The sequence below is a fragment of the Sphingobium sp. B10D7B genome, assembly GCF_025961955.1.
In the GTDB taxonomy this organism is placed as follows: Bacteria; Pseudomonadota; Alphaproteobacteria; order Sphingomonadales; family Sphingomonadaceae; genus Sphingobium.
In genome coordinates, this window is the sequence record NZ_JAOQOQ010000001.1 from 363,647 (window position 1) to 389,336 (window position 25,690).

General features: G+C 65.9%; 24 protein-coding genes. 11 read left to right on the top strand and 13 right to left on the bottom strand.

The features are described 5' to 3' along the window. Window positions 1-26: 26 nt before the first annotated feature. On the bottom strand, window positions 27-2,606 hold the full coding sequence (gene clpB, locus M2331_RS01670) for an ATP-dependent chaperone ClpB (protein WP_181558681.1): 2,580 nt from the start codon (window positions 2,604-2,606) through the stop codon (window positions 27-29). A 276-nt stretch (window positions 2,607-2,882) separates the two neighbouring features. Between clpB and M2331_RS01675 the strand changes: the two genes are divergently transcribed. Both M2331_RS01675 and M2331_RS01680 read left to right on the top strand, forming a co-directional pair. Beyond that, window positions 2,883-5,768 (top strand): M16 family metallopeptidase, encoded by a 2,886-nt coding sequence (locus M2331_RS01675; protein ID WP_220128495.1) that lies wholly within the window; start codon window positions 2,883-2,885, stop codon window positions 5,766-5,768. Between the two features lie 29 nt (window positions 5,769-5,797). Then, complete coding sequence (locus M2331_RS01680; protein WP_181558682.1) at window positions 5,798-6,100, top strand: hypothetical protein; 303 nt, start codon at window positions 5,798-5,800, stop codon at window positions 6,098-6,100. A gap of 99 nt (window positions 6,101-6,199) precedes the next feature. On the opposite strand, the gene pal is transcribed toward M2331_RS01680, so the two are convergent. The 8 genes from pal to ruvA form a co-directional block, all read right to left on the bottom strand. Beyond that, a complete protein-coding gene (gene pal / locus M2331_RS01685) occupies window positions 6,200-6,715 on the bottom strand; it encodes a peptidoglycan-associated lipoprotein Pal (protein WP_181558683.1) in 516 nt (171 codons plus the stop codon). A gap of 111 nt (window positions 6,716-6,826) precedes the next feature. Next, window positions 6,827-8,170, bottom strand: a complete 1,344-nt coding sequence (gene tolB / locus M2331_RS01690) for a Tol-Pal system beta propeller repeat protein TolB (protein WP_181561302.1) — start codon at window positions 8,168-8,170, stop codon at window positions 6,827-6,829. 5 nt (window positions 8,171-8,175) lie between these two features. Further along, a complete protein-coding gene (locus tag M2331_RS01695; protein WP_181558684.1) occupies window positions 8,176-9,039 on the bottom strand; it encodes a TonB C-terminal domain-containing protein in 864 nt (287 codons plus the stop codon). A 9-nt stretch (window positions 9,040-9,048) separates the two neighbouring features. Beyond that, window positions 9,049-9,519 (bottom strand): ExbD/TolR family protein, encoded by a 471-nt coding sequence (locus M2331_RS01700; protein WP_181558685.1) that lies wholly within the window; start codon window positions 9,517-9,519, stop codon window positions 9,049-9,051. Then, a complete protein-coding gene (tolQ, locus tag M2331_RS01705; protein ID WP_181558686.1) occupies window positions 9,519-10,223 on the bottom strand; it encodes a protein TolQ in 705 nt (234 codons plus the stop codon). Before tolQ ends, M2331_RS01700 begins: the two co-directional genes overlap by 1 nt. Before the next feature lie 20 nt (window positions 10,224-10,243). After that, complete coding sequence (gene ybgC, locus M2331_RS01710) at window positions 10,244-10,702, bottom strand: tol-pal system-associated acyl-CoA thioesterase (RefSeq protein ID WP_181558687.1); 459 nt, start codon at window positions 10,700-10,702, stop codon at window positions 10,244-10,246. 116 nt (window positions 10,703-10,818) lie between these two features. Then, window positions 10,819-11,838, bottom strand: coding sequence for a Holliday junction branch migration DNA helicase RuvB (gene ruvB, locus M2331_RS01715; RefSeq protein WP_181558688.1), 1,020 nt, complete (start codon window positions 11,836-11,838; stop codon window positions 10,819-10,821). Between the two features lie 34 nt (window positions 11,839-11,872). Further along, window positions 11,873-12,490, bottom strand: coding sequence for a Holliday junction branch migration protein RuvA (gene ruvA, locus M2331_RS01720; protein WP_181561303.1), 618 nt, complete (start codon window positions 12,488-12,490; stop codon window positions 11,873-11,875). Between the two features lie 263 nt (window positions 12,491-12,753). Between ruvA and rpmH the strand changes: the two genes are divergently transcribed. The 5 genes from rpmH to yihA all read left to right on the top strand — a co-directional run bounded on the left by rpmH (window position 12,754) and on the right by yihA (window position 16,416). Continuing rightward, window positions 12,754-12,888 (top strand): 50S ribosomal protein L34, encoded by a 135-nt coding sequence (gene rpmH / locus M2331_RS01725; protein ID WP_014074358.1) that lies wholly within the window; start codon window positions 12,754-12,756, stop codon window positions 12,886-12,888. 44 nt (window positions 12,889-12,932) lie between these two features. Beyond that, window positions 12,933-13,373 carry a ribonuclease P protein component gene (gene rnpA, locus M2331_RS01730; protein ID WP_181558689.1) on the top strand — a complete coding sequence of 147 codons (441 nt, stop codon included), beginning with the start codon at window positions 12,933-12,935 and terminating at the stop codon, window positions 13,371-13,373. Between the two features lie 169 nt (window positions 13,374-13,542). Then, a complete protein-coding gene (gene yidD, locus M2331_RS01735) occupies window positions 13,543-13,755 on the top strand; it encodes a membrane protein insertion efficiency factor YidD (RefSeq protein WP_181558690.1) in 213 nt (70 codons plus the stop codon). A 49-nt stretch (window positions 13,756-13,804) separates the two neighbouring features. Continuing rightward, window positions 13,805-15,526 (top strand): membrane protein insertase YidC, encoded by a 1,722-nt coding sequence (gene yidC, locus M2331_RS01740; RefSeq protein ID WP_181558691.1) that lies wholly within the window; start codon window positions 13,805-13,807, stop codon window positions 15,524-15,526. A 221-nt stretch (window positions 15,527-15,747) separates the two neighbouring features. Then, window positions 15,748-16,416, top strand: coding sequence for a ribosome biogenesis GTP-binding protein YihA/YsxC (gene yihA / locus M2331_RS01745; RefSeq protein WP_181558692.1), 669 nt, complete (start codon window positions 15,748-15,750; stop codon window positions 16,414-16,416). A gap of 305 nt (window positions 16,417-16,721) precedes the next feature. Here yihA and M2331_RS01750 read toward each other — a convergent pair whose 3' ends face one another. From M2331_RS01750 to M2331_RS01760, 3 genes are all read right to left on the bottom strand, one after another. Further along, on the bottom strand, window positions 16,722-17,378 hold the full coding sequence (locus M2331_RS01750) for a flavin reductase family protein (RefSeq protein ID WP_181558693.1): 657 nt from the start codon (window positions 17,376-17,378) through the stop codon (window positions 16,722-16,724). Between the two features lie 209 nt (window positions 17,379-17,587). Beyond that, complete coding sequence (locus tag M2331_RS01755) at window positions 17,588-18,004, bottom strand: group II truncated hemoglobin (RefSeq protein WP_181558694.1); 417 nt, start codon at window positions 18,002-18,004, stop codon at window positions 17,588-17,590. A 78-nt stretch (window positions 18,005-18,082) separates the two neighbouring features. Further along, window positions 18,083-18,541 carry a cupin domain-containing protein gene (locus M2331_RS01760; RefSeq protein WP_181558695.1) on the bottom strand — a complete coding sequence of 153 codons (459 nt, stop codon included), beginning with the start codon at window positions 18,539-18,541 and terminating at the stop codon, window positions 18,083-18,085. A gap of 81 nt (window positions 18,542-18,622) precedes the next feature. Here M2331_RS01760 and M2331_RS01765 point away from each other — a divergent pair, with 81 nt between their 5' ends. The 4 genes from M2331_RS01765 (at window position 18,623) to M2331_RS01780 (ending at window position 24,493) form a co-directional block, all read left to right on the top strand. Beyond that, window positions 18,623-19,228 (top strand): SOS response-associated peptidase, encoded by a 606-nt coding sequence (locus tag M2331_RS01765; protein WP_181558696.1) that lies wholly within the window; start codon window positions 18,623-18,625, stop codon window positions 19,226-19,228. 176 nt (window positions 19,229-19,404) lie between these two features. Continuing rightward, window positions 19,405-20,661, top strand: a complete 1,257-nt coding sequence (locus M2331_RS01770; RefSeq protein WP_181558697.1) for a gallate dioxygenase — start codon at window positions 19,405-19,407, stop codon at window positions 20,659-20,661. A gap of 201 nt (window positions 20,662-20,862) precedes the next feature. After that, complete coding sequence (locus M2331_RS01775; protein WP_181558698.1) at window positions 20,863-23,781, top strand: TonB-dependent receptor domain-containing protein; 2,919 nt, start codon at window positions 20,863-20,865, stop codon at window positions 23,779-23,781. Between the two features lie 127 nt (window positions 23,782-23,908). Further along, a complete protein-coding gene (locus M2331_RS01780) occupies window positions 23,909-24,493 on the top strand; it encodes a MarR family winged helix-turn-helix transcriptional regulator (RefSeq protein ID WP_184117290.1) in 585 nt (194 codons plus the stop codon). A 19-nt stretch (window positions 24,494-24,512) separates the two neighbouring features. On the opposite strand, the gene M2331_RS01785 is transcribed toward M2331_RS01780, so the two are convergent. Next, entirely contained in the window at window positions 24,513-25,616 is a 1,104-nt protein-coding gene (locus tag M2331_RS01785) for a DUF1176 domain-containing protein (RefSeq protein WP_184117291.1), read from the bottom strand. Window positions 25,617-25,690 lie beyond the last annotated feature (74 nt).

Sequence of the window (25,690 nt, forward strand, 5' to 3'; positions counted from 1 at the left end):
TTTTGCCTTTCAGGTTCGGCCTTGCCTCACCCCACCGTCAACACCAGCGCCCCATCGCCTTCATCGACGCGCACGGTTGCACCGTCCGGCACTTCGCCGCGCAGGATGAGGTCGGCGAGCGGGTCTTGCAGATATTTCTGCACCGCGCGCTTCAAGGGGCGGGCGCCATAGACCGGATCGTAGCCCACCCGGCCGAGCCAGGCGCGGGCGCCGTCGGTGAGGTCGAGTGTCACCTTGCGGTCCTTGAGTAGCTTGCCGACGCGGGCGACCTGGATGTCGACGATCGGCCCCATATGCTCCGCGCCCAGGCGGTGGAACAGGATGATCTCGTCCAGCCGGTTGAGGAACTCGGGGCGGAAATGTGCGCGCACCACGTCCATCACCTGATCCTCGACCTTCTCCACCGGCTCATCGTCGCCAAGGCTGGTGAGGAACTGGCTGCCGAGGTTGCTGGTCAGCACGATGATCGTGTTGGTGAAGTCCACCGTGCGGCCCTGCCCATCGGTCAGGCGGCCATCGTCGAGCACCTGGAGGAGCACGTTGAACACGTCGCCATGCGCCTTCTCCACCTCGTCGAACAGCACGACCTGATAGGGCCGGCGGCGGACGGCTTCGGTCAGCACGCCGCCTTCTTCATAGCCGACATAGCCCGGCGGTGCGCCGATCAACCGCGCGACGCTGTGCTTCTCCATGAACTCGCTCATGTCGATGCGCACCATCGCATTGCTGTCGTCGAACAGAAATTCGGCAAGCGCCTTGGTCAGTTCCGTCTTGCCGACGCCCGTCGGGCCGAGGAAGAGGAAGCTGCCGAGCGGCCGGTTGGGATCCTGCAGACCGGCGCGTGAGCGGCGCACGGCGGTGGAGACGGCCTTCACCGCATCGGCCTGGCCGATTACCCGGCGACCCAGCTCCTCCTCCATGGCCAGCAGCTTCTCGCGCTCGCCTTCCAGCATCTTGTCGACCGGAATGCCGGTCCAGCGCGAGACGACGCTGGCGATGTCCTCGCTGGTCACTTCCTCACGCAGCATCGCGCCCTTGGAGGCGGACTGCGCCTCTTCGAGCTGCTTCTCCAGCGTGGGGATGGTGCCATATTGCAGCTCGCCAGCCTTGGCATATTCGCCGGTGCGCTGCGCCTGCTCCAGCTGGATGCGCGCGGCATCGAGCTGTTCCTTGAGCTTGGCCTCGCCTGCGATCTTGTCCTTCTCGGCCTGCCAGCGGCCGGTGAGTTCGGCCGATTGCTGCTCCAGATTGGCGAGGTCGCCTTCCAGCGCCGCCAGCCGGTCCTTGCTCGCCTGATCGGTCTCCTTCTTCAGCGCCTCGCGCTCGATCTGGAGCTGCATGATCCGCCGGTCGAGATTCTCGATCTCCTCGGGCTTGGACTCCACTTCCATGCGGATGCGGCTCGCGGCCTCGTCCATCAGGTCGATGGCCTTGTCCGGCAGGAAGCGGTCGGTGATGTAGCGGTTGGAGAGCGTCGCGGCGGAGACAATGGCGCCGTCAGCGATCCGCACGCCATGGTGCGTCTCGTACTTGTCCTTGATGCCGCGCAGGATGGAGATGGTGTCCTCCACCGTCGGCTCGCCAACGAACACCGGCTGGAACCGCCGCTGGAGGGCGGGGTCCTTCTCGACATATTTGCGATACTCATCGAGCGTGGTCGCGCCGATGCAGTGCAGCTCGCCGCGCGCCAGAGCCGGCTTGAGCAGATTGGAGGCGTCCATCGCGCCTTCGGATTTGCCCGCGCCGATCAGTGTGTGCATCTCATCAACGAAGAGGATGATCTGGCCGTCCGCGCCCTTCACTTCGTCGAGCACGCCCTTCAGGCGCTCCTCGAACTCGCCGCGATACTTCGCGCCGGCGATGAGGCTGCCCATGTCGAGCGCCATCAGCGTGCGGTCCTTGAGGGTGTCGGGCACGTCGCCATTGGCGATGCGCAGGGCCAGGCCCTCCGCGATGGCGGTCTTGCCGACGCCGGGCTCACCGATCAGCACCGGGTTGTTCTTGGTGCGCCGGGCGAGGATCTGGATGGTGCGGCGGATTTCCTCGTCGCGGCCGATCACCGGATCGAGCTTGCCGTCGCGGGCGGCCTCGGTGAGATCGCGGGCGAATTTCTTGAGCGCGTCGTAGCGGTCCTCGGCAGAGGCCGTGTCCGCTGTCCGACCGCCGCGCAGGCTGTTGATTGCGCCATTGAGCGCCTCGGCCTTCACGCCGGCGGTGGCCAGCGCCTTGCCGGCGGCGGTCGTCGTCGCCAGCACCAGAGCAAGCAGCAGCCGCTCGACGGTGACATAGCTGTCGCCGGCTTTCTGCGCGACCTGCTCGGCGGAATCGAGCACGCGCACCGCGTCATTGTCGAGGCCGGGGGTCTGCTGCGCGCCCGATCCGCTGACGGCGGGCACCTTGGCAAGCGCCGCGTCGGTCTCGCGCAGCGCGGTCGCGGCATCGCCCCCCGCCGCCTTGATGAGGCCGCTGGCCATGCCCTGCTCATCCTCGAGCAGCGCCTTGAGTAGATGCTCCGGGCTGATGCGCTGGTGGTTCATGCGGATCGCAACAGTCTGTGCGCTCTGCAGGAAGCCTTTGGCCCGGTCTGTGAACTTTTCGAGATTCATACTATCTCCCTTCGCCCGCCACAGATGGTGTTGCTATTTCGCAACACAAGAGGGCGGTGCGTTTTTCTCCGGCGCGATCCGGGCAGCATGATCGACCTGCGCCAATATGCCATGCCAGCTTCCATGGGATCAACGCTCAAGCTCGCTGGCAGGTTCTCAATCCGGGGCCGGTTCGATCCGGCGCTAGGCTTGGCCGCCGCCTGCCGCTATGGTCCGGCCATGGTTCAGGCCGTCGCTGCTACGGGTGGCGACCTGTTGATATTCGTCGGAGATTCTATGCGTCTGACTGTTCGTCGTTCGACTGCCCTTATGTATCTGGGCGTTTGCAGCCTTGCCCTTACGGCATCCGTGCCAGCCTGGTCGCAAGCGCAGCCGGCTCCCCGTCCGGCGGCCCCAGCGACGGTCAGCGCGACGGCCAGCGCAGCCGTCAAGCCTGCGCCGCTCGCCGATCTCATCAAGCGAGTCGACATTCCCTATGAGACGTTCACGCTGCCCAATGGCCTGCGCGTGATCGTGCATACCGATCGCAAGGCGCCGGTCGTCGGCGTGACCGTCTATTACCGCATCGGCTCCAAGCATGAGCCGGAAGGCAAGACCGGCTTTGCGCATCTCTTCGAACATCTGATGTTCGGCGGGTCGGAGAATGTGCCCAATTTCGACGAGCCTTTGGTCTCGGCCGGCTCCACCCCGACCAATGGATCGACGTGGTTCGACCGCACCAATTATGTCGAGACGGTGCCGACGGGCACGCTCGATCGCGCGCTGTTCATGGAGGCGGATCGCATGGGCCGCCTGCTCGGCGCGGTGACGCAAGGCAAGCTCGACGCCCAGCGCGCCGTGGTGCAGAACGAGAAGCGGCAGGGTGACAATCAGCCCTATGGCCTGGTGGAATATGTGCAGCTTGAGACGCTGCTGCCCAAGGGCCATCCCTATGGCCACTCGACCATCGGCTCGATGGCGGATTTGGACTCCGCCTCGCTGGAGGATGTGAAGGGCTGGTTCCGCGATCATTACGGGCCGAACAACGCGATCCTGGTGCTCGCCGGCGATATCGACGCCGCCACGGCCAAGGCGAAGGTCGAGAAATATTTCGGCGGCATCGCGGCGGGGCCGGCGGTCAAGCCGGTTGCCGCGCCCATCCCGACGCTGCCTGCACGCGTTGACAAGGTGATGAAGGACCGCGTGGCGACCACGCGCATCTATCGCATGTGGGTAACGCCGGGTCGCAATGACAAGGATGCGCCGTTGCTCTCCGTGGGCGGCGCGGTGCTCGGCGGCCTCGCCAGCTCGCGGCTGGACAATATCCTCGTCCGCGACGAACAGATCGCGGTGAGCGTGACGGCGGGCGTGCAGCAGTTCGAGCAGCTCGGTTTCTTCATGGCGACAGCCGATGTGAAGCCCGGCACCGATCCGGCGCTGGTCTCCCGCCGGCTCGATGAGATCATGGGCGATTTCATCAAGACTGGCCCGACCGCCGATGAAGTGACCCGCGTGGCAACGCGGCAGGTGGCCGGCGAGATTGCCGCGCTTGAAGTGGTCGGCGGATTCAGCGGCAAGGCGTCGACCTTGGCTGAGGGGCTGCTGCATTCGGACGATCCTGCCCAGTACAAGAAGGACCTGGCGGCCATCGCCGCCGCAACGCCCACGGCCGTGACGGCGGCGATGCAGCGCTGGCTCACCCGCCCCGTGTTTGCACTGACGGTCGAGCCCGGTGAGCGGGAAGCCTATGAGGATGCGAGCGTCGCAGCGCCGGGCGAGAATGCGCCGGCGGACGTCGCTGCGCCCAAGCCGACGCTGGCGATCCCGGACGTAACGCAGAACCCGGACCTCGATTTCCCCACGGTGGAGACGGCGACGCTCGGCAATGGCATCAAGCTGCATGTCGCGACCCGCTCGACCGTGCCGACGGTCAGCATCGCGGTCAATTTCGACGCTGGGCTTGCCAGTGACCGGCGGGACCGGATGGGGCTGGGCACGCTGATGCTCGACCTGCTGGAGGCCGGCACCACCAGCCGCTCGACCATCCAGATCGCCGAGGAGCAGGAGCGCCTCGGCGCCAGCATCTCGACCGGGCAGAGCATGGACCGCACGTCCATCTCCCTGTTCGCGCTCAAGCCCAATCTGGCGCCTTCGCTCGACCTGCTGCAGGATGTGATCCGCAATCCCGCCTTCGCCCCGAGCGAGATCGAGCGGCTGCGGACCATCCAGCTTGCCGGCATCGCGGCGGAAAAGACGCAGCCCAGCGGCCTTGCCAACCGGGCAATCTCGCCGCTGCTCTACGGCCCGCAGCATCCTTATGGCGTGGTCAGCGCGCGGGGCGAGGAGGCCACCGTGAAGGCGATCACGCGCGACGACCTCGTGCATTACCACGGCGGCTGGATCGTCCCGAGCAAGGCGGAGATCTTCGTCGCCGGCGACATCACCATGGCCGAGATCAAGCCCCTGCTGGAGGCCCGCTTTGGCAATTGGCCGCAGAACCGCATGGCCTCTCCGGTCAAGGATTTCTCGGTGGCGGTGCCGACGCCTAAGCCGGGCATTTACCTGATCGACCGGCCGCAGTCGCCGCAGTCCGTCATTCTGGGCGGGGTGGTCACCAAGGCGACCGGGCGCGATGACCTGGTCGCGTTCAACATGGCGAACACCGTGCTGGGCGATGATTTCCTCTCACGGCTGAACGCGGACATTCGTGAGGCCAAGGGCTGGTCCTATGGCGTGCGCGGTGCGCTCAGCCGGCGGCTGGAGCGCAGCCCCTATCTGGTCAGCGCGCCGGTGCAGGCGGACAAGACCGGCCCGGCCATCGCGGCGATGCGGGATCAGATCGTCAGCTTCCTTGGGCCAAAGGGCGTGACGCCGCAGGAATTCGGGCGCGTCGTCAATGGCGAAATCGCCGGCTTGCCGGGCAAGTTTGAGACCACCGGCGCCGTGCTCGGTCAGATGCAGGCGGATGCGCTGTTCGGCCGGCCGTTCGATTATGTCGAGACGCTGCGGGCGCGCTATCAGGCGCTCACCCCGGCCCAGCTCGACGCGGCGGCGAAGCAGCTGATCGATCCCGCACAGCTGAGCTGGGTAGTGGTTGGCGACAAGAGCCAGATTGCGGATCAGCTCAAGCCGCTGGGGCTGCCCGTGACGGAGATCACCCCCGATGGGGCCCCCGCTCGCTGAATAACGTTCATTCCGGAAGGAGAGATGAAATGGCCAAAGTTGACGGCGCTTATGATTGCACCACCAAAACCCCGATGGGGGATCAGGCGAGCGTGTTCACCGTCGTGACGGACGGAGACACGTTCAACGGCACCAACGCGGGGCCGCTCGGCTCGCTCGATGTGAAGAACGGCAAGGTGGATGGCAACCGGCTGACCTGGACCATGGAGATGACCATGCCCATGCCGATGACGCTCACCTGCGAGGCAATCGTGACCGACGGCAAGATCAGCGGCACCATCGATGCCGGCGCTTTCGGCACCATGGCGATGACGGGCACGCGCCGGGGCTGAGCGCGGCGCTGCAGAGACGTTCGCCGGCAGCGGCGAACATAGAAAAGGGCAGCCTCCCGGTTGGAAGGCTGCCCTTTCTGTTTGGCGTTCTGGCGCGTGTCAGTCGACCGTAACGGTGACTGCGCGACGGTTCTGGGCCCAGCTGGCTTCATCCGAGCCGAGCGCGACCGGGCGCTCCTTGCCGTAGCTGATCGTGTTGATGCGGCCGGCATCGATGCCGAGCGAGGCCAGATAGTTCTTGGCGGCATTGGCGCGACGCTCACCGAGCGCGAGGTTGTATTCGCGGGTGCCGCGTTCGTCGGCATGGCCTTCGACGGTCACGCGCTTCTGCGGGTAGCGCATCAGCCATTCGGCCTGGCTGCGCAGCACGTTGCGATCTTCATCGTCGATGTCGCTCTCGTCCGTATTGAAGAAGATGCGGTCCGAGGAGACGCTGGCGACGAAGTCCGCCTGGCTGCCCGGGGTCGGGCCGCTCGGCGTGGGCGTCGGCGTGGTGGCTGGCGGCGGAGCCGTGTCAGCCGGGGCGGGGGGAAGAGTCTCCGGCGCCTTTTTGGCACAGGCCGAAAGGGCGAGCGCGGCACTGGAAACCAGCAGCAACAGGGGTGTGGTACGCATGGGGGCTTCTCCTACTGTCCTGAACACAAACCGGTTCGTCGTATGGTTGGGGCGTTTTGCCGACAAGTCAACCTGAAGATATGAAAACAAAGATGAATTTTTGGTTCCCCGTCACTGAAGCAGTGGGCCCCAGGCGGGGTCGGAGCCGTCCACCGGCGTGACGATCTTGCGTTCGTTCACGCCCGTCAGGTCCACCTGCCAGATCGAGGAATTGCCCGATCGGCCGGCTGCGGTGCGGAAGAATTGCAGCACACGGCCATTGGGCGACCAGGTCGGCGCTTCGTCCTGCCAGCCATTGGTCAACAGCCGCTCGTTGCTGCCGTTCACATCCATCACGCCCACACGGAAGTTGCCGGCGATCTTGGTGAAGGCGATGAGGTCGCCGCGCGGGCTCCACTCCGGCGTGGCGTAGCGACCGCCGCCGAAGCTGATGCGGCGCTGGCCCGAGCCATCCGCATTCATCACATAGATCTGCTGCCCGCCAGAGCGATCGCTCTCGAAGACGACCTTCGTCCCGTCCGGCGAGAAGGAGCCGCCGACATTGATGCCCGGCGTGTTGGTCAGCCGTGTCGGGCGACCGCCGGCGACGGGGATCTTATAGATATCCGTATTGGCGCCGCTCGCCATCGAGTAGAGCAAAGTGCGGCCATCGGGTGACCAGCGCGGGGCGAAGATGGCGCCGCTGCCTTCCAGCAGCACGCGCTGGCGGCCCTGATCGACATCATAGATGTAGATGCGCACGTTGCGGCCGACATAGCTCACATAGGCGATGGAGCGATAATCGGGCGACCAGCGGGGCGTGAGCGCCAGGCTCTGGCCATTGGTGATGAAGCGGTGGTTGGCGCCGTCGCTATCCATGATGGCGAGACGCTTGACGCGATTGTCCTTGGGACCGGTCTCGGCGATGTAGGCGATGCGGCTATCGAAGAACGGGCTCTCGCCGGTCAGGCGCGAATAGACAAGGTCGGCGCAGCGGTGGGCGGCGCGGCGCCAGTCGCGGGGCGCAACGACATAGCCCTGCCGGGCCAGTTCAGTGCCGAGCGACACGTCATAGAGATAGCAGCCGACCGTGATCTGCGAATCGCCGCCCGCTGAGCGCACGAAGCCCTGCACCAGTGCCTCGGCATTCATCGCGGACCAGCGCGCGAAGACGGGGCTGGTGACTTCCGCCATGGAGGGCGGCTGCACGCCATTGGGGCCAAGCGGCGTGAACAGCCCGGAGCCGCGCAGATCGTTGGCGATCACCTCGGCGATACGCTGGCCAAGCGACTGGGTGGAGCCAGCCGGCGTTTCGACATTCTGCTGAGTCGGCATGGCCGGAACGGCGATCCGCAGATCGCTCTCGACCGGATTGGTCACGTCCACGCTGAGCTGCGCCGTGGCGGGCATCGCGATGAGCAGGGCCAGCAGCGCGCTGGCACCGCGCAAGGTTTTGCGTCGAAGGCTGAGCATCATCATCGTCACAAACTCGCATAAATGCGGAGCGGCCGGAGCCACTTCCACTGTTCATAAAATTCGGCGGGAAGGTTCTTGAACGGCGCGGCGCGCATCACGGCCTGCACGGCCCGCTCGGCATGAAGATCGGCCTGGGCGCGATTGCTGGCCGTCACGCCCTCCTGCCCGACGACCTCGACCCGGCCATCGATGCGCCCGTCCGGTGTCAGGTGGACACTGAGCAGCGTCACCAGCTTTTCGGCATCGGCGCCCGAGGGTGGGCGCCAGTGCGGCTTGATCTGGCGGGTGATCTCCGCATTGAGCGCACGGGCCGCGACCGGGCTGAGCTTGGCGTTGGAGCCGCTGGTGTTGGGCGTCGCGCGGCTGGACGCCGTCTCGGCATCGATGCCCTTGAGGAAATCGTCGCCCAGCCGGGACGCACGCTGACGCGGCGCCTCTTCACGGGCGGGGCGGGAGGGCGCGGGCTTGGCGGCCGGCGTCTCGCGCGTGCTGGCCCGCTGTTCGCGCGGCTTGGGCGCGGGCGGCGGCGGCGGAGCCGGCTTGGGTGTCGGTGCCTGCGCGCGGGGCGGGGGTGGCGGTGCAACCGGTTCGGGCTGTGCCGGCGGCGTGGGCGCCGCGGCGGCGGGCGGCGGCGGCGCAGCATCGGGCTCGACCTCGCCGATTTCCGGCGCGGTGGCGGTCTGCGGCACGTCCGGCGCATGCTCGCGGGTCAGGCTTTCGAGCGCGACAGCATCCGCAAAGGTCACGTCGATCGTCGACGGCGGTTTTAAATCGGCGCTCTTCTGAAACAGGCCAAGCGACAGCGCGCCGAGCAGAAGCACATGGCCCGCCGTGGAAATTCCCAGTCCTAGACGCTCGCGCTGGTCCATTCCCCGCCCTTATTCGCCCGTCACTGAACGCACGGTGGACGGATCCGATCCGCCCATGCCAATGCCGGTCGTGACGAGCGCCACCCGGTCCAGCCCGGCGCGGTTCAGCTCGCCCATCACGCGCATGACACGGCCGTAATCGAGTGCGGCATCGGCACGCAGGAACACCTGCTCGTCCGGTCCAAGGCCGGCGCGCAGGGCATTGAGCCGGTCCGGCAGAGCATCGTCGCTCACCGGATCGTCATTGATGAAGACCGCGCCCTCCGGATCGACCGAGACGATGGCGGGCTTCTTGTCCTGGTCCAGCGCGCTCGCGCGGCTCTCCGGCAGGCGCACGGGCACACCGGTCACCAGCAAGGGGGCAGTCACCATGAAGATGATGAGCAGCACCAGCATCACGTCGACCAGCGGCGTGACGTTGATGTCCGCCATGGGCGCGCGTCGCCCGCCCCGCCGGTTGGAAGGCAGGTTCATGCCCATCAGGATTCAAGCTCGCGGCTGAAGGTTGTGTAAAGCCCGTCCGAGAAACGCTGGACCCGCGCCTCCAGCCGGTTCACGCCATGGCTGAGGCGATTGTAGCCAATCACCGCCGGAATAGCCGCGAACAGGCCGATCGCGGTGGCGAACAGCGCCTCGGCAATGCCGGGTGCCACGACCGCGAGGCTGGTGTTCTGCTCGCCGGCAATGGCGATAAAGGCGCGCATGATGCCCCACACCGTGCCGAACAGGCCGACGAACGGCGCCACCGAGCCGACGGTCGCGAGGATGTTCAGCCGGTCCGAAATCTTGTCGATGGTGCCAGCCAGAGCAGAGCCCATGGCGGTGGCGAGCCGGTCGCGCGTGCCGTCGGGGTTCATGCCGCGCTGGGCGGTGGAGCGGCGCCATTCGGCGATGCCGGCATTGAGCACCTGCGCGCTCGGCAGGTCTTCCCGCCCGCGCTCCTTGGCGAAGGCGTCCATGTCCTTGGCCTGCCAGAAGGCGCGCTCGAACTCGTCGCATCCCTTGCGCATCCGCCGGAGTCGTCCGGCGAAGCTGAAGATGATGCCCCAGGTCCAGACGCTGGCCAGCAGCAGGCCGACCATCACCGCCTTCACGACGAGATCCGCCTGGAGGAACATGTCCACCGGCGACAAAGTGAGCGCATTGTCCGGCGCTGCGGCAGCAAGCATGAGGGTGAGAGTCATGGGCGGGGGTGTTTCTCCGGTCAGGAAGGAAGCGGCGCGAGCCGGCTGAAGCGATCGATCCAGTCAGCCGGCTGACGGCGCGGGCGACCGGTGCTGTCGAGGAAGGCCACGGTGACGCTGCCTCGGGTCAGTTCCGTGTCCTCGCGCCAGACCGACTGGGCTATAACGCAGCGCGCCGCGCCGAGTTGCGTCAGCTGGCTGCGCACGGTGAGATCATCGTCCAGACGGGCCGGCGCGCGGTAGCGCAGCGCAACGTCCGTCACCGCATACACGCCCTCGCCGGATTCCTGCGCCGCGCGCTGATCGATGCCGAGCTGGCGCAGCATGTCCGAGCGGGCGCGCTCCATATAGCGCAGATAATTGGCGTGATAGACGACGCCGGAAAGGTCTGTGTCTTCGAAATAGACGCGCACGGGAAAGCGATGTTCTCCGTTCTCAAACTGTCCCGAAGCGGGATGAAGGGCGCTTTGCGAAGGCATGGGCGACCAGTCCTAACCGACGCGACTCGCGGCGGAAAGCCTTTTCAAGCGTCAGAACGCAGCAGATCTTCGTTCTATCGCACGGGACCGGGGAGGATCGCTTGCCGCTTGTCGCCTCAGTCGAACAAACCGTCCTGGCTGCCCTCTGGCGGATTGAGGCCGAGATGCTTCCAGCCCGGCGCATTCAGGATGCGGCCACGGGCGGTTCGCGCGATGATCCCCAGCTGGAGCAGATAGGGCTCGATGACATCCTCGATGGTGTCGCGCGGCTCGGAGAGGCCAGCGGCCAGCGTCTCGGCGCCGACCGGGCCGCCCTTGTAAATGTCGGCGATCATCCGCAGGTAGCGGCGATCCATCAGGTCGAGGCCGAGCTGGTCGACCTCCAGCCGGGTCAGTGCGGCATCGGCGGCGGCGGCATCGACGACATCATGCCCCGCGGCATGGGCGAAATCGCGTACCCGCCGCAGCAGCCGCCCGGCGATACGCGGTGTGCCACGGGCACGGCGCGCAATTTCGGTTGCGCCATCGGGAGCGATCGGCAGGTCGAGCAGCCGCGCCGCGCGGGTGATGACATGCTCCAGCTCATCCACGGTATAGAAGTTGAGCCGCACGGGGATGCCGAACCGGTCACGCAACGGCGTGGCCAGCATGCCCTGCCGCGTCGTCGCGCCGACCAGCGTGAAAGAGGGCAGATCGATCCGCACCGAGCGGGCCGAGGGGCCTTCCCCGATCATGATGTCGAGCGCGCGGTCCTCCATGGCCGGGTAGAGGATTTCCTCCACCGCCGGATTGAGCCGGTGAATCTCGTCGATAAACAGCACGTCGCCTTCATCGAGATTGGTAAGCAGCGCGGCGAGATCGCCCGCCTTGGCGATGACCGGACCGGACGTGGCACGGAACCCCACGCCCATCTCCCGCGCGACGATCTGCGCCAGCGTCGTCTTGCCCAGGCCCGGCGGGCCGAAGAACAGCACGTGATCGAGCGCTTCGCCGCGTGCGCGGGCGGCGTTGATGAAGATCCGCAGATTCTCGCGCGCGCCCTTCTGTCCGACGAAATCGTCCAGCGTCTTGGGGCGCAGCGCGGCATCCATATCTTCAGGCGTGCGGCCGGCGGTGAGGAGGGGGGAGCTAGCCATCAGCCCGGCACCCTAGCGCGCGTTGACCGGCCCGTCACTTGGCAGCCTTTTGCAGCGCGAGGCGGACCAGAGCATCCAGTGAGGCGCTGTCGCCCAGCTCGTCCAGCGCGGCGCTGACGGCGATGCTCGCTTCGCCCGGCTTGAAGCCCAGCGAGGCGAGGGCGGAGAGGGCGTCGGCCTGCACGCCCGTCGCGGCCGGGATCGCCGCGCCGCTCGCATCCAGCCCGATGGCGAAGGACCCGGTGGCGATGGCGCCCACCTTGTCTTTCAGTTCGCGCACGATCCGTTCGGCGAGCTTGGGGCCGACGCCATTGGCGCGAGCGACCATCGCCTTGTCCTGCGCGGCAATGGCGCGGTGCAGGTCGCTCGGCTCCAGCGCGGAGAGAATGGCCAGCGCCACGCGGGCGCCCACGCCCTGCACACCGGTCAGCAGACGGAACCAGTCGCGCTCCGCCTCGCTGGCGAAGCCGACCAGCCGGATGAACTCTTCACCCACCAGCATCTCGGTATGCACGGTGACGGCCCCGCCGACGCTGCCGAGCGCAGAAAGGCTGCGCGAGGACATGCCGACGAGATAGCCCACGCCACCGACATCAATGACGGCACTATCCAGTCCGGTGGAGACGAGCAGGCCTTTCAAATGCGCGATCATAAGGCCGGTGTAGCGATGTTCCCGCTTCGTTTCCACCGTTTCTGAATGAGGCGCGCGTGGCTATTCATTCCCTTGCAGGTAGCCGCGCGGCCCGCCTAAGAGAGCAGCGCAGGGCGGCGTCCTTTTCCGTCCCGCTGATTGACAAATGAGCCCGCTTTGCCTATCCGCGCGCCTTCGGACAGACGGCCGCTCCTCCCGGATCGGGGCGAGGCGGCCATTTTTGTCGAGTCTGCAGAACCTGATTCGATTTTGAGGAATGAACGATGAAGCGCACCTTTCAGCCGAGCAACCTTGTTCGCAAGCGCCGCCACGGTTTCCGCCTGCGCATGGCGACGGCAGCCGGCCGCAAGCTGCTGAACGCGCGCCGCGCCCGCGGCCGCAAGAAGCTGACCGCCTGATCGAGCCCGGCGCGGACGGCGCGCTGCGGCGCGTCGTGGGTCGCATGACCCGCCGCGCCGACTTTCTGGCCGCCAATCGCGGCCAGCGCGCACCCATGCCAGGCTTCGTGCTGCTGGTGCGCGATCGGGCCGATGGCGATCCCACGGCCCGCCTCGGCATTACCGTCACCAAGAAAATCGGCGGCGCTGTCATCCGGAACCGGATGAAGCGCCGTTTTCGTGCGCTTGCGCGCGAGATCCTGCCCGTTCACGCCATTGCCGGCGCCGATCATGTGCTGATCGGCCGCGAGGGCGGTGTCGAGCGCGATTATGCCTCGCTGGCCGCAGAGCTTGAGAAAGCGCTGCGGCGTGTCGCCAGCGGCAAGGGTGCCCCGCCGCGCGAAGGCGGACGGGGTCGGGGTGGGCGCGGCTCCGGTGGGAGCAAGAGGGTGACGCCCCCGGCGCCTCACAATGACCCTGCGCCGCGCAATGAGCCGCCCGCATGATGTCGATCAGGGATTGTCGCCTTGGCCCCGCACAACCCGTGCTCCTGCGAAGGCAGGAGCCCAGGGCCCAACCGACTGCCCTTGCCGCCCTGGGCTCCTGCCTCCGCAGGAGCACGATGGTCCAGGCTGGAAGACCATGGCGTCGCCGCATACTCGACCACTCCGCCCCATGATCGCGCGCCTTCTCATCCTCGTGGCGCGCTTCTGGCAGATCGGGCCGAGCCGAATTCTGCCGCCCTCCTGCCGCTATTCGCCGAGCTGCTCCCAATATGCCATCGAGGCCCTGCGGAAATATGGGGCGATAAGGGGTGGCTGGCTGGCGTTGAAGCGGCTATTGCGCTGCCACCCATGGGGCGGCTGCGGCCATGATCCGGTGCCCTGACGCCGAATCCCCTGACATGAGCTGACAAAGAGACGGAAGCCAAAGAGACGTGGACGACAAGCGCAACATCCTTCTCGCCGTGGTGCTGACCATTGCTATTCTCTTTGGCTGGCCGGTCATCAGCAATTATTTCTTCCCGCCATCGGCCCAGCCGATCGAGCGGGCCGAGCAGCAGGCGAAGCAGCAGGGCGCGGCACCCAATGTGCGCGGTGGGCCGCTGGCCGAAGGCGCGCAGGCGATTCGCCCGATCGAGGCCGTGCTGGGCGAAAGCCAGCGCGTCGCCATCGAGACGCCCAAGCTGCGCGGCTCCATCAACCTGCGCGGCGCCCGCATCGATGATGTCGTGCTGCCGACGCATCGCCAGACGGTGGATGAAAAATCGCCCCCGGTCCGCCTGCTCGCGCCGAGCGGCACGGCGGACGCCTATTTCGCGAGCTTCGGCTGGAGCGGCGAAGGCGTGCGCGTGCCGGATGCGAACACCGTGTGGACAGCCGACGGCACCAAGCTGACCCCGCAGACGCCGGTGACGCTGCGCTGGAGCAACGGCGCGGGGCAGACCTTCCTCATCCGCCTGTCGATCGACGAGGATTATCTGCTCACTGTCGCGCAGACGGTCGAGAATGCGGGCGGCAATGCCATCGCCGTCCGCAACTATGGCCTGCTCTCGCGCACCGGCCACAGCAAGGACAAGTCGACCTGGACGATCCACACCGGCCCGATGGGCGTGTTCAACGGATCGGCCAATTATGACATCGGCTTCGACAAGTTGGACAAGGATGGCGACAAGCGCTTCTCCACCACCGGCGGCTGGCTGGGCTTTACCGATCTCTATTGGCATGCCGCGCTCATCCCGGCGCAGACGCTGCCGGTCGATGCGCAGTTCCGCAAGGGCGCGAGCGACCGCTATCAGGCCGACCTGACCTATGCGCCCGCCGTCGTCCAGCCCGGCACTTCGCTCAGCACGACGAGCCGGCTGTTCGTCGGCGCCAAGGAAACCCCGGTGCTCGACCGCTATATGGACCAGCAGGGCATCGCGCTGTTCGACCGCGCGATCGACTGGGGCTGGTTCCGCTGGTTCGAGAAACCGATCTTCTATCTGCTCGACTGGCTGTTCCGCCACATCGGCAATTTCGGCGTGGCGATCATCTGCCTCACCTTCATCGTGCGTGGCCTGATGTTCCCGGTCGCCCAGCGGCAGTTCGCCAGCATGGCGGCGATGCGCGCCATCCAGCCGAAGATGAAGGCGCTGCAGGAGCGCTACAAGAACGATAAGCCGAAGATGCAGCAGGAGATCATGGCGCTGTACAAGACGGAGAAGGTCAATCCGCTCGCGGGCTGCCTGCCGATCTTCCTGCAGATCCCCATCTTCTTCGCGCTCTACAAGGTGCTGATGCTGACGGTGGATATGCGCCACCAGCCCTTCTACCTGTGGATCAAGGATCTTTCTGCGCCCGATCCGGCGCACATCCTCAACCTGTTCGGCCTGCTGCCGTTCACGCCGCCCTCGTTCCTCGGCATCGGCGTGCTGGCGGTGATCCTCGGCATCACCATGTGGCTGCAGTTCAAGCTGAACCCGGCGCCGATGGACGATGTGCAGAAGCAGATCTTCTCGCTGATGCCCTGGATGATGATGTTCATCATGGCGCCGTTCGCGGCCGGCCTGTTGATCTACTGGTGCACCTCCAACATCCTCACCATCGCGCAGCAATGGTGGCTGTATCGCCAGCATCCCGTGCTGGGACAGCCGGCAGCAGATACGGCGAAGGGTTGAGGATTCGGAAGATGCAGCAGCGGGCCCCCGGGTCAAGCCCGGGGTGACGGTGGGGAGCAAGCGCCCTATCCCACTCGCCCTTCCAGGGATGATCTCATTCCAACTTGGTCACCCCGGGCTTGACCCGGGGGCCCGCTGATCTTCGGGATCGACCGTACCCCGCTTTCCCGCTCCTTGCCCTTTCAGGTGACGGGCGCCGCGTCTGGCGCTAGGGGGATGGCATGAACCAGACCGACACAGATCAAGCCCAGAGCGATCAGGATACCGCCGCCCGCATCGAGGAGGCCCGCCGGATCTTTTCCGGGCCGATCAGCTTCCTCAAATCCGCGCCGGGGCTGAACTTCCTGCCGCCAGCGGATGTGCCGGAGGTCGCCTTCGCCGGGCGCTCTAATGTCGGCAAGTCCTCGCTCATCAATGCGCTGACCAACCGCAATGGCCTTGCGCGCACATCCAACACGCCGGGACGCACGCAGGAATTGAACTTCTTCGACGTGGGCGAGCCGCTGCGCTTCCGCCTCGTGGACATGCCCGGCTATGGCTATGCCAAGGCGCCCAAGGATGTGGTGAAGCAATGGCGCTTCCTCGTGAACGATTTCCTGCGGGGGCGAGCGGTGCTCAAGCGCGCGCTGGTGCTGGTCGATGCCCGCCACGGCCTCAAGGATGTCGACCGCACGCTGCTCGACATGCTGGATGAAGCAGCGGTGAGCTACCGCATGGTGCTGACCAAGGCCGATAAGGTTAAGGCGACCGACCTCGCCACCATCATCGAGCAAACCGCGGCAGAAGTCCGCAAGCGCCCGGCGGCCCATCCCCAGATTATCCCGACCTCGAGCGAGAAGGGCATGGGCCTGCCGGAGTTGCGCGCGGCGGTGATTGAGGCGCTCGACTGAGGGCTGGCGGCGGGGGCTGGGCGCGGCATCTCAGGGATGCCGTTCGCGCTATTGGCCCCCTCCTGCCGCAACATGGCTTATGTCGGGCGTCTCCATCGCGCCGAGCGCGTTCGAGCATTGCAGGCGATAGCGCTGACAGCTCTCAGCCAAATACCAGCCTATCGCCCTGCAAATCCAAAGACTTGGCCGCTGACGGTCAAAGCCGAGAATCCCCCGTTTCACCTCTGGCTGCCGCTTCAAATGTCGTCGCCCATATCGTCCGTGTCGAGACTCGGGGGGCGGGTCAGACATTTCGAGCCGTCAGATCACTTGGAAAACTCTCGCTTGCGGTCGACGGGCGTAACCGGACCGCGCCGCCATTTTTGGACCAGGGCATCGGCACGCGTCTCATAATAATCGGCCGGGCCCCCCCCGCGCGACACCGGCACGGCATGGGTGGTCTGATAGACGCCGTCGAGGATACAATCCTGATTGATGTGCACATGCACGACCTGGCCGAACACCACCCGGAAGTCGCTGGGGACGCCATCCAGATCCTTGAGGTGGATGATCTCGGTCACCTTGCATTCGAACTGGGCAGGACTCGCCGCCACGCGCGGCGGTGCGACATCGATCGAGGCGATCTTCTCGATCCCTGCCATCTCGAACTCGTCGACCTCGGGACCCACCTCGTCCCCCGTCAGGATCATCACGTCTGTGACGTCGCGGCCAACGAGGTTCCAGACGAACTCACCGGTTTCCCGCGCATTGCGGACGCTGTCTTTCTCCCCACCCGAAGAGAAGCCGATGATCAGCGGGCGATAGCTGGCGATGTTGAACAGGCTGAACGGAGCGAGATTCGCGACCCCCTCGGCGCTGACCGTGCTGATCCAGCCGATCGGGCGGGGCGCGACGATCGCGTTGGCCGGCTGGTGCTTGAGACGATGGCCCTCGGCCGGGCGATAGGAGTGAAATTCTCTCATGATGGCGCAGGTCCCTTGGCAAGCTTCACTATTCCGGAATTATTTCCGGTTTCTGACTCGCTAGGCCTATAAGACGTGTCTGCGCTTCCGTCTAAGATATTTTCGGGGGGTGTGATTGATGACCGCATTCACGACATTTCGGCCGCCACGCGGTTTTGCGAGGCGGGCCGATAGCGGCAACGATGCAGGACGGCCCTAAGCCAACCGGTCTAATCCCCCTGCATCGCCCGGCCCATACGGGCGAAGGCGGCGTTCATTTTTTCAGCCAGCGCTTCCTCTACGCCGGTGTCGACCAGCGCCTGCGCCATCGCTTGCGTCCATTGCCGGCTTTCCACATCGCCAAAGCCGATCTGGCGATGCGCGGACATGATGCAGGCGCCGGGCTTTTGCGTGAACCAGTCGCGTGGGCCGCCGAGCCAGGCGGTGAGGAATCCGGTCAGAGACTCCCGCATCGGGGCCAGATCGGGCGCATGTATCGCCCGCAATTCGGCAAAGCGCGGGTCCTGCTCCATGAGATCGTAGAAGCGCTCGACCAGCGCGCGCACGGCCGGCGTGCCGCCGATCTCGTCAAAGGGCAGCGGCGCGGGATCGGGTGGGGACACTTCGGCAGTGGTGGATTGGGTCATTGGGCGTGGCTCATGGCGCAGGGCTCCTCATCATGAGGCTTGCATGTCAGGGCCGGCGCCGCGCCGCCTTGCGCTGGATCAAGCCGGGGAGGGATCGCCTGGTGCGCAACCCGGTGCCCAGCCGAGCGGCGCGAGCGTGAACCCGGCAAAATCAAAACCCGGCGTGACGATGCAGGAGACAAGTGCCCAGCCTCGGTCGGCCTCGGCGGCCTGCCAGTGGTGCGGGGCGATGACATGCTGCGGGATCTCGCCCGCCAGCACATCGCCGCCAAGGCGCACGGCTGTGACCGGGCCTTCGTCGCCCGGCGCGGTGGAGAGGTTGAGCGCGTGGCCGGCGTGCCAGAGCCAGGTCTCGCTCGCATCCACCTTGTGCCAATGGGAACGCTGCCCGGGCTCGAGCAGAAACAGAATCGCCGTCGCCCCGGCGCGTTCGCCGGGCGCGGCCTCCGCCCGCCAGGTTTCGCGATACCATCCGCCCTCGGGATGCGGCTGGAGAGCGAGGCGGTCGATGAGGGCGCGGGCGGTGGAATCGGTCATGCGCCCCTTGTCGCCCGATCGCGATGCACGGCGCAAGAGCTTGACCGCGCGGTCCCGCGGCGGGAAGGGTGGGGGGCAACCATGACGTCCCTCTATCGCCTCGATGCCAGTGCCGCGCAGATCGGCGCGGCGCTCCATGCGGACGCCGGTGAGGACCCGTGGCCGGGAGGCTATATGACGCCGGGGCGCTATGGGCCGGTGATCGTGCGCGGGCGCGATGGCGTGCGCCGGCTGGTGCCGCGGCTATGGGGTGTGCCGCCGCCGCCGGCCGCGGCTCTGACGGGCGGCGTGCCGGTCGCGCATGTGCGCAATGTCGAAAGCCCGTTCTGGATCGGCACGCTGCGGCATACGGCGTTCCGCTGCCTGGTGCCGGTCACCAGCTTTCAGCTCTGGTCGCAGGCGCCTGATCCACGCACCGGCAAGCGCGTCGCGCATCGTTTCTCGCTGCCGGATGCGGCGATCTTCGCGTTCGCGGGCATCTGGCGGGACAGCGAGGTGGCGAGTTTTGCGCTGCTGACCTGCGAGCCGAACCGGCTGGTCGCCTCGGTCAACCCGCGCACCATGCCGGTCATCCTGCATGCCGAAGACCACGGCCGATGGCTGCGGGCGGACTGGAAGGAAGCGCAGCGGCTGGTTGCGCCTTACCCCTCGCAGGCGATGACGATGGATGAGGCGGGGCCACGCTAGAAAGTCCCTTTCGTCATTCCCACAAACGCGGGAATGGCGAGAGAAGGAGGTCGGGCGCTCGCCAATGCCGCCCTTCGGCCACTTCGTTTGTGTTGCGTACAAATAGGGTGCAACCTACACTCCGCGCCACCGGCGACGAGTCCGTGCTTGCGCCGCAGAGACAAGAGGAGAGGCTCATGGCCAGGATCATCGGCGGTTTCGCCGTTTCGCACACGCCGACCATCGCGTTCGCCAAGGATGCGAACAAGCAGACCGATCCCGTCTGGGCGCCGATCTTCGAGGGATTCGAGCCGGTCAAGCAATGGCTGGCGGACGAGAAGCCCGATGTGATCCTGTATGTCTACAACGACCACATGACCTCCTTCTTCACCCATTACTCGCATTTCGCGCTGGGCATTGGCGAGGCGTATGAGCCGGCGGACGAAGGCGGCGGCAAGCGCGATCTGCCCGCGATCAAGGGCGATCCGGACCTTGCCAAGCACATCGCCGAGTGCATGGTCGCCGACGAGTTCGACCTGGCCTATTGGCAGGGCATGGGGCTGGACCATGGCGCCTTCTCGCCGCTTTCGGTCCTGCTGCCTCACGAGAATGGCTGGCCCTGCCGCCTTGTGCCGCTGCAGTGTGGCGTGCTTCAGCATCCGATCCCCAAGGCGCGCCGCTTCTGGAAGTTCGGCCGCTCGCTGCGTCGTGCGATCCAGAGCTATCCCAAGGACATCAAGGTCGCGATTGCGGGCACTGGCGGGCTTTCCCATCAGGTTCATGGCGAGCGCTGCGGGTTCAACAATACCGCCTGGGACATGGAGTTCATGGAGAAGCTCACCAACGATCCCGGATCACTGCTCGACGCCACGGTAACGGATCTGGCGAAGCTCGGCGGCTGGGAAGGCGCCGAGGTGGTGATGTGGCTGCTGATGCGCGGCGCGCTCTCCGAACAGGTCGAGAATCTGCACCAGAGCTACTTCCTCCCCTCCATGACCGCCATCGCGACGATGCTGTTCAAGGATCTGGGCGATCCGGTGCCGCCGGCCGAGACCGATGAGCAATTGCGTGCCCGTGCGTCCCGCGAGCTGGCGGGGGTCGAGGCGATTGAGGGCACCTATCCCTTCACCATTGACCGCGCGGTCAAGGGTTTCCGCATCAATCACTTCCTCCACCGCCTGATCGAGCCGGATTTCCGCAAGCGGTTTGTCGAGGATCAGGAAGGGCTGTTTGCCGAGTCGGATTTGAGCGAGGAAGAGAAGGAGCTGATCCGCAGCCGCAACTGGATCGGCATGATCCATTATGGCGTCATCTTCTTCATGCTGGAGAAGATGGCCGCGGTGCTCGGCATCGGCAATATCGACGTTTATGCCGCCTTCAAGGGCCTGAGCGTTCCCGATTTCCAGAAGACCCGCAATGCCGCGATCACCTATTCGGTGGCCGGCAAGCAATAAGCCGCGCGGCTCGGATTGCACGTGAGAGGGCGGCGGACCTTGGTTTGCCGCCTTTCTCATGGAGCATCCCGCGACAGCCTGCCGCATTTGCGCCACACCATATCGACCTTCGCCCGGACGCCGACAAAGTAGATTGCAAACTAACAGAATCTGATGAATAGATAGCTCCCTAACAACGATAATTGTCTGGGAGACTTTGCAATGAAGAGATCTGCGCGCGTGCTGCGTCAGCACGCCTGTTTCGCGGCCCTCGCCACCGTCCTCGCTTTCCCTGCTTTCGCGCAGGACAGCGCCCCCCAAAGCGATAGAGCAGATGCAAGCGACGAGGCCATCGTGGTCACCGGATCGCGCATCGCCTCCGGTTTCGACCGGCCGACCCCCGTGGCGGTTCTGGGCGCTGAGCGACTGGAAACACGCGGCATCACCAATCTCGGCGATGCGCTGAACGAGCTGCCTGCCTTCCGCGCGACCAACTCTCCGGCCTCGACCGGCCTCGGCGCGGCGGGCGGCTATGTCGGCGGTCGCATCCTCGATCTTCGTGGTCTGGGCGCGGTGCGCACGCTGACCCTCGTCGACGGCAAGCGCTTCGTGCCGTCCACCACGCAGGCGACGGTCGATACCAACATGATCCCCTCGATCATGCTCCAGCGTGCCGAAGTCGTCACGGGCGGCGCCTCGGCCGTCTATGGTTCGGACGCCGTGTCGGGCGTCGTCAACCTGCTCATCGACAAGGCCTTCACGGGCTACAAGGCCAATGCCCAGGTCGGTTTCTCGCAATACGGCGATAATTTCACCACCCAGTTCGGCGCGGCCGGCGGTTGGCAGATCGGCGAGACGCTGCATCTGCTCGTGGGCGGCGAATATGAAAAGGCGGAGGGTGTGGAAAGCTGCCCGTCGCGCGACTGGTGCGCCAACGGCTTCATCAACATCAGCCGCAATCCCGGCGTGACGAGCCTGCCCGCCAACAACATCCTCGCGGGCGTCTATCCCTGGACGGCGCCCTATAACGGCATCACCACGCCGCCGAGCTCGGCTTATGCCGGCCGCCTCGTCCCGGCTCTCCGCGCGATCGACGGCATCGGCTTCCGCGCCGACGGCACGCCGTTCCGCACGACCCAGGGCACGCTGGCCAACAACCTCTATCAGCTTGGCGGCACCAATGACGGTCCGGGCGAGAACATCTATTTCGATTTCCCGATCGTCTCCCCCACCAAGCGCTACAACGCCATGGCGTTCGCCACGTGGGAAGCCACGCCGGCCCTGACGATGGAGTTCGGCTTCAACTACGGCCATGGCGAAGGTCGCCACCGCGCGGTGCCGTATCGCAATACGGCCATCACCATCCAGCGCGACAACCCGTTCATTCCCACCTCCAGCAATCCCGCGCTGGACCTGCGCACCATCATGGATGCCAATGGACTCACCAGCTTCACGCTGGGCAAGGGATTTAAGGATGTTGGCCCGGGCCAGCTGGTCGTGAAGAACGATGTCTATCGCGCCGTCGCGTCCGCCAAATATGAGATTTCGCCCAACTGGTCGGCGGACATCTATTATCAGTTCGGCCGCAACGAGTTCCGCAGCGATATCACGGGTGGCACGATCACCTCGCGCATCCTCAAGGCGCTCGACGCGGTGGCCGGGCCCGGCGGTGCGCCGGTGTGCCGGGTGAATGCCGACGCCAGCACGACCAATAACGACCCTGCGTGCGTCGCCCTCAACCCCTTCGGCTCCGGCCAAGGCGCGACATTCGCGGCGGCCAAGGCCTATGTCACGGCCGATGCCTTCCAGACCAACATCACCACTCAGCATGTCGTCGCTGCCAACGTCACCGGCTCGCTGTTCGATCTTCCCGCCGGGCCGCTCGGCGTTGCCGTTGGCGCGGAATATCGCAGCGATAGCGTCAGTGGCGATGCCGATGCCAATTCCAAGGCGCTGGCCTTCTTCACCGGCAACGGATCGGTTATCTCGGGCAAGATTCAGGTGGTCGAGGCTTATGGTGAGGCCGAAGTGCCGATCCTGCGCGATACGGCGTTCTTCCGCGAACTGAGCTTGAACGGCGCCGTCCGCCGGACCCACTACAAGCGGTCCAGCGACTTCTTCCCGAGCAGCACGGTCAATGTGACCACGTGGAAGGTTGGCGGCGTCTGGGCGCCGGTCGATGCGGTCCGCTTCCGCGTGACCAAGTCGCGCGACATCCGCGCGCCCAACGTCTCGGAACTGTTCGGCCCGATCACCAGCGCATCCGGCATTCTCAACGATCCGGCGCGTGGCGGTCAGCAGACGGTCGTGCCGATCACGCTGGGCTCCAACCCTAATCTGCGGCCGGAAAAGGCGGACACGTTTACCGCCGGCATCGTCTTGCAGCCAAGCGGTGGGATGCTCGGGCGTTTCCGGGCGTCGGTCGATTATTATGACATCAAGATCAAGGATGCGATCAGCACGCTCGGCCAGCAGAACATCGTGACGCGCTGCTCGCAGGGCGATACGCTGAGCTGCTCGCTGGTCACGCGCGATGGTGGTGCGGCCAATGGCGTCATCACCAATGTTCGCGACGTTGTGCAGAATGTGAACCAGCTCAACGCCCGCGGCATCGACATGGAGCTGAACTATCGGCAGCCGGTCGGCGCGGCCAGCGCGGTGAACCTGTCCGTCATGGCCAGCCATGTCATCGATCTGGTGACCGTGGACGCGGTTGGTCCGGTCGAACGGGCCGGCCAGACGGGTCTGCGCGGCGGTACGCCTCCGGGCATCCCCGACTGGACGGTTGACGCGACCGTGGGCCTCGACCTGGGTGAGCTGTTCTCGCTCTCCACCCATGTTCGCTGGATCAACAAGGGCTTCTACAACGCGGCGTTCATCGGCGCCGAGCAGCCCGGCTATGTGATCACGGCCTCCAGCAGCTCCAGCACCAACGCCATGCCTTCGCGCACCTATGTCGACATGATGGGCACGGTGAAGGTGCCGGTCGGCGGCGATAACAAGCTGAGCGTCTATTTCGGCGTGGACAATGTGTTCAATGTCGATCCGCCGAACTTCCCCGGTGCGAACGGCAGCGGCAACAACGTGCTCTTCAACCCGGTTGGGCGCATGTACAAGGCCGGCATCCGCACGTCCTTCTGATCCCCCTGCCGTGCCGGGCGCGTTTCGTCCGGCACGGCACCCTTTGGCGCACAGGCCGGCTGACGGATCGCTCTTGACGGAGCGGGTGCAGGTGCGGGAGGTCTGCTGGAACGGCACGTAAGGGAGAATGATGGTCGACAAGGCTCCGTCCGCACAGGGTTCCACCAGCGAAGAGGACGCGGCGGCATCGCGCAGCCTGCCGCGATTTGGCGGTTTTCCCATTGAGGATGCCACGCGACATCTCTCCAATTTCTACGCCGGGGCAAAGCCCGACGAGCGGACCGTCACCTTTTTCCGGACCACGCGCGCGCTCGTCGTCGCGGCAAGGCGCTGGCGCAAGCTAGCCAATGACAAGGTTCGCAGTGTTGGGCAAAGCATGGCGCGGTGGGAGACGATGTATCTGCTCGCCTGCGCGCGCGACGACCTCTCCCAGCGCGAACTGGCCCAGCTGATCGGCGTCGAAGGGCCGACCATGGCCCATATGCTCAACACGCTGGAACGCGACGGCCTGATCGAGCGGGCGCAGAGCCAGGTCGACCGGCGGGTCGTCCATAACCGGATCACCGAAAAGGGGCTGGCCGCCACGCGGGATATCATGGCGATCACCAATGATCTTCGCGCGGACATCCTGCGAGACATTCCACCTGAGAAGCTGGCCATTGCGCTTGAGGTGCTGGAACAGGTCCACGCCCGACTGGACGATTACTGCTGAGGCGCGGTCATGCGGCCGGTTACGGTCGTCCCGTTGTGGCCTCTTCCTTCAGCGAGAACAGCACCGGCCATTCCCAGGCGCCCCGGCAGACCGGCATGGAGCGGGCTTCCGTCAGCCGGAAACGGGTGCCATCCCAGCGGTAGGTCTCCGCCGTACCGCAGTCGCCAAGGCCACGGCCCTTGGCGAAGCTGGAAAGCTCACCGCGCGAAGGATTCCAGCGGGCGTTCATGATCAGCGGCGGGGCGCTGGCATCGCCGGTGAAGCCGGGCAGATGATCGAACGGGGCGAAGGCAATCGTCCGGTTGCCGGGCTCGCCGCTCGCGATCAGCGGGACGGCGCTCACATTATATGCGCCCGCATCGCAGGGCAGCAGCAGCAGGACATGCCCCGCATCGAGCGTATGGAGATCGGGCTGGCGACTGCTCTCCAGCCCACTCTCGCACTGCGCCAGGCGCTGGGCGGTGGCTTGCTCTTGCGGCGTGAGCGCAGGCGTCGCCACATCGGCGAGGAGCGGGATCGTCTTGGGCAGCACGGGGTCGGCCGGCAGGGCGCGCGCCATGTCGGCCGGGCCATCACCGATGGCGGCCAGCGCGCCGCGGCTGCCGATGCGGCCCTGCTGCTCATCCATATAGCGCAGTGCCGCTGCGACGCCTTGCAGCGACGGGGCGCCGATGACCGTCCGGTTGCGATCGTATAGCTCGAACACATAGCTGGAGCCCATGGACCGCACGACCTCCAGCGCGGTCTGGCCATCCAGCGCAATCGTGTCGCCATCGACTTTCTGCCGCACACGCCGCGTGCCATCGATCATGAAATCGACCCGATCGCGCAGCCGGTCGGCCAGCAGCACGCGCAGGCTGGTGGCGCCTGCGGGGCCGCCATCGCGGTGAATGAGGACCAGCAGCCGGTTGGGCGTATCCACCCCTTCCGGATTCAGCGATACCGCACTGCAGGACAGGCGATTGTCGCAGCCCACGGCCCAGTTATCGAAAACACGCAGACGACCCAGCACCGGTTCTGCCACAACGGGCGCGGTCGAGAGGACAGACCCCGACGTCTGCTCGCCGCGCGGCGGGGCAGCGGGCGCGACCGTGGCCAGGCCCGTGAGAGCCAGCGCGCCCATGCGCAGAAGCCGTGAAATCCTTGTCATTCCGCCAGTCATAATGCAGTTGAAGCCAATGGTGTAGCGCCAAGCTG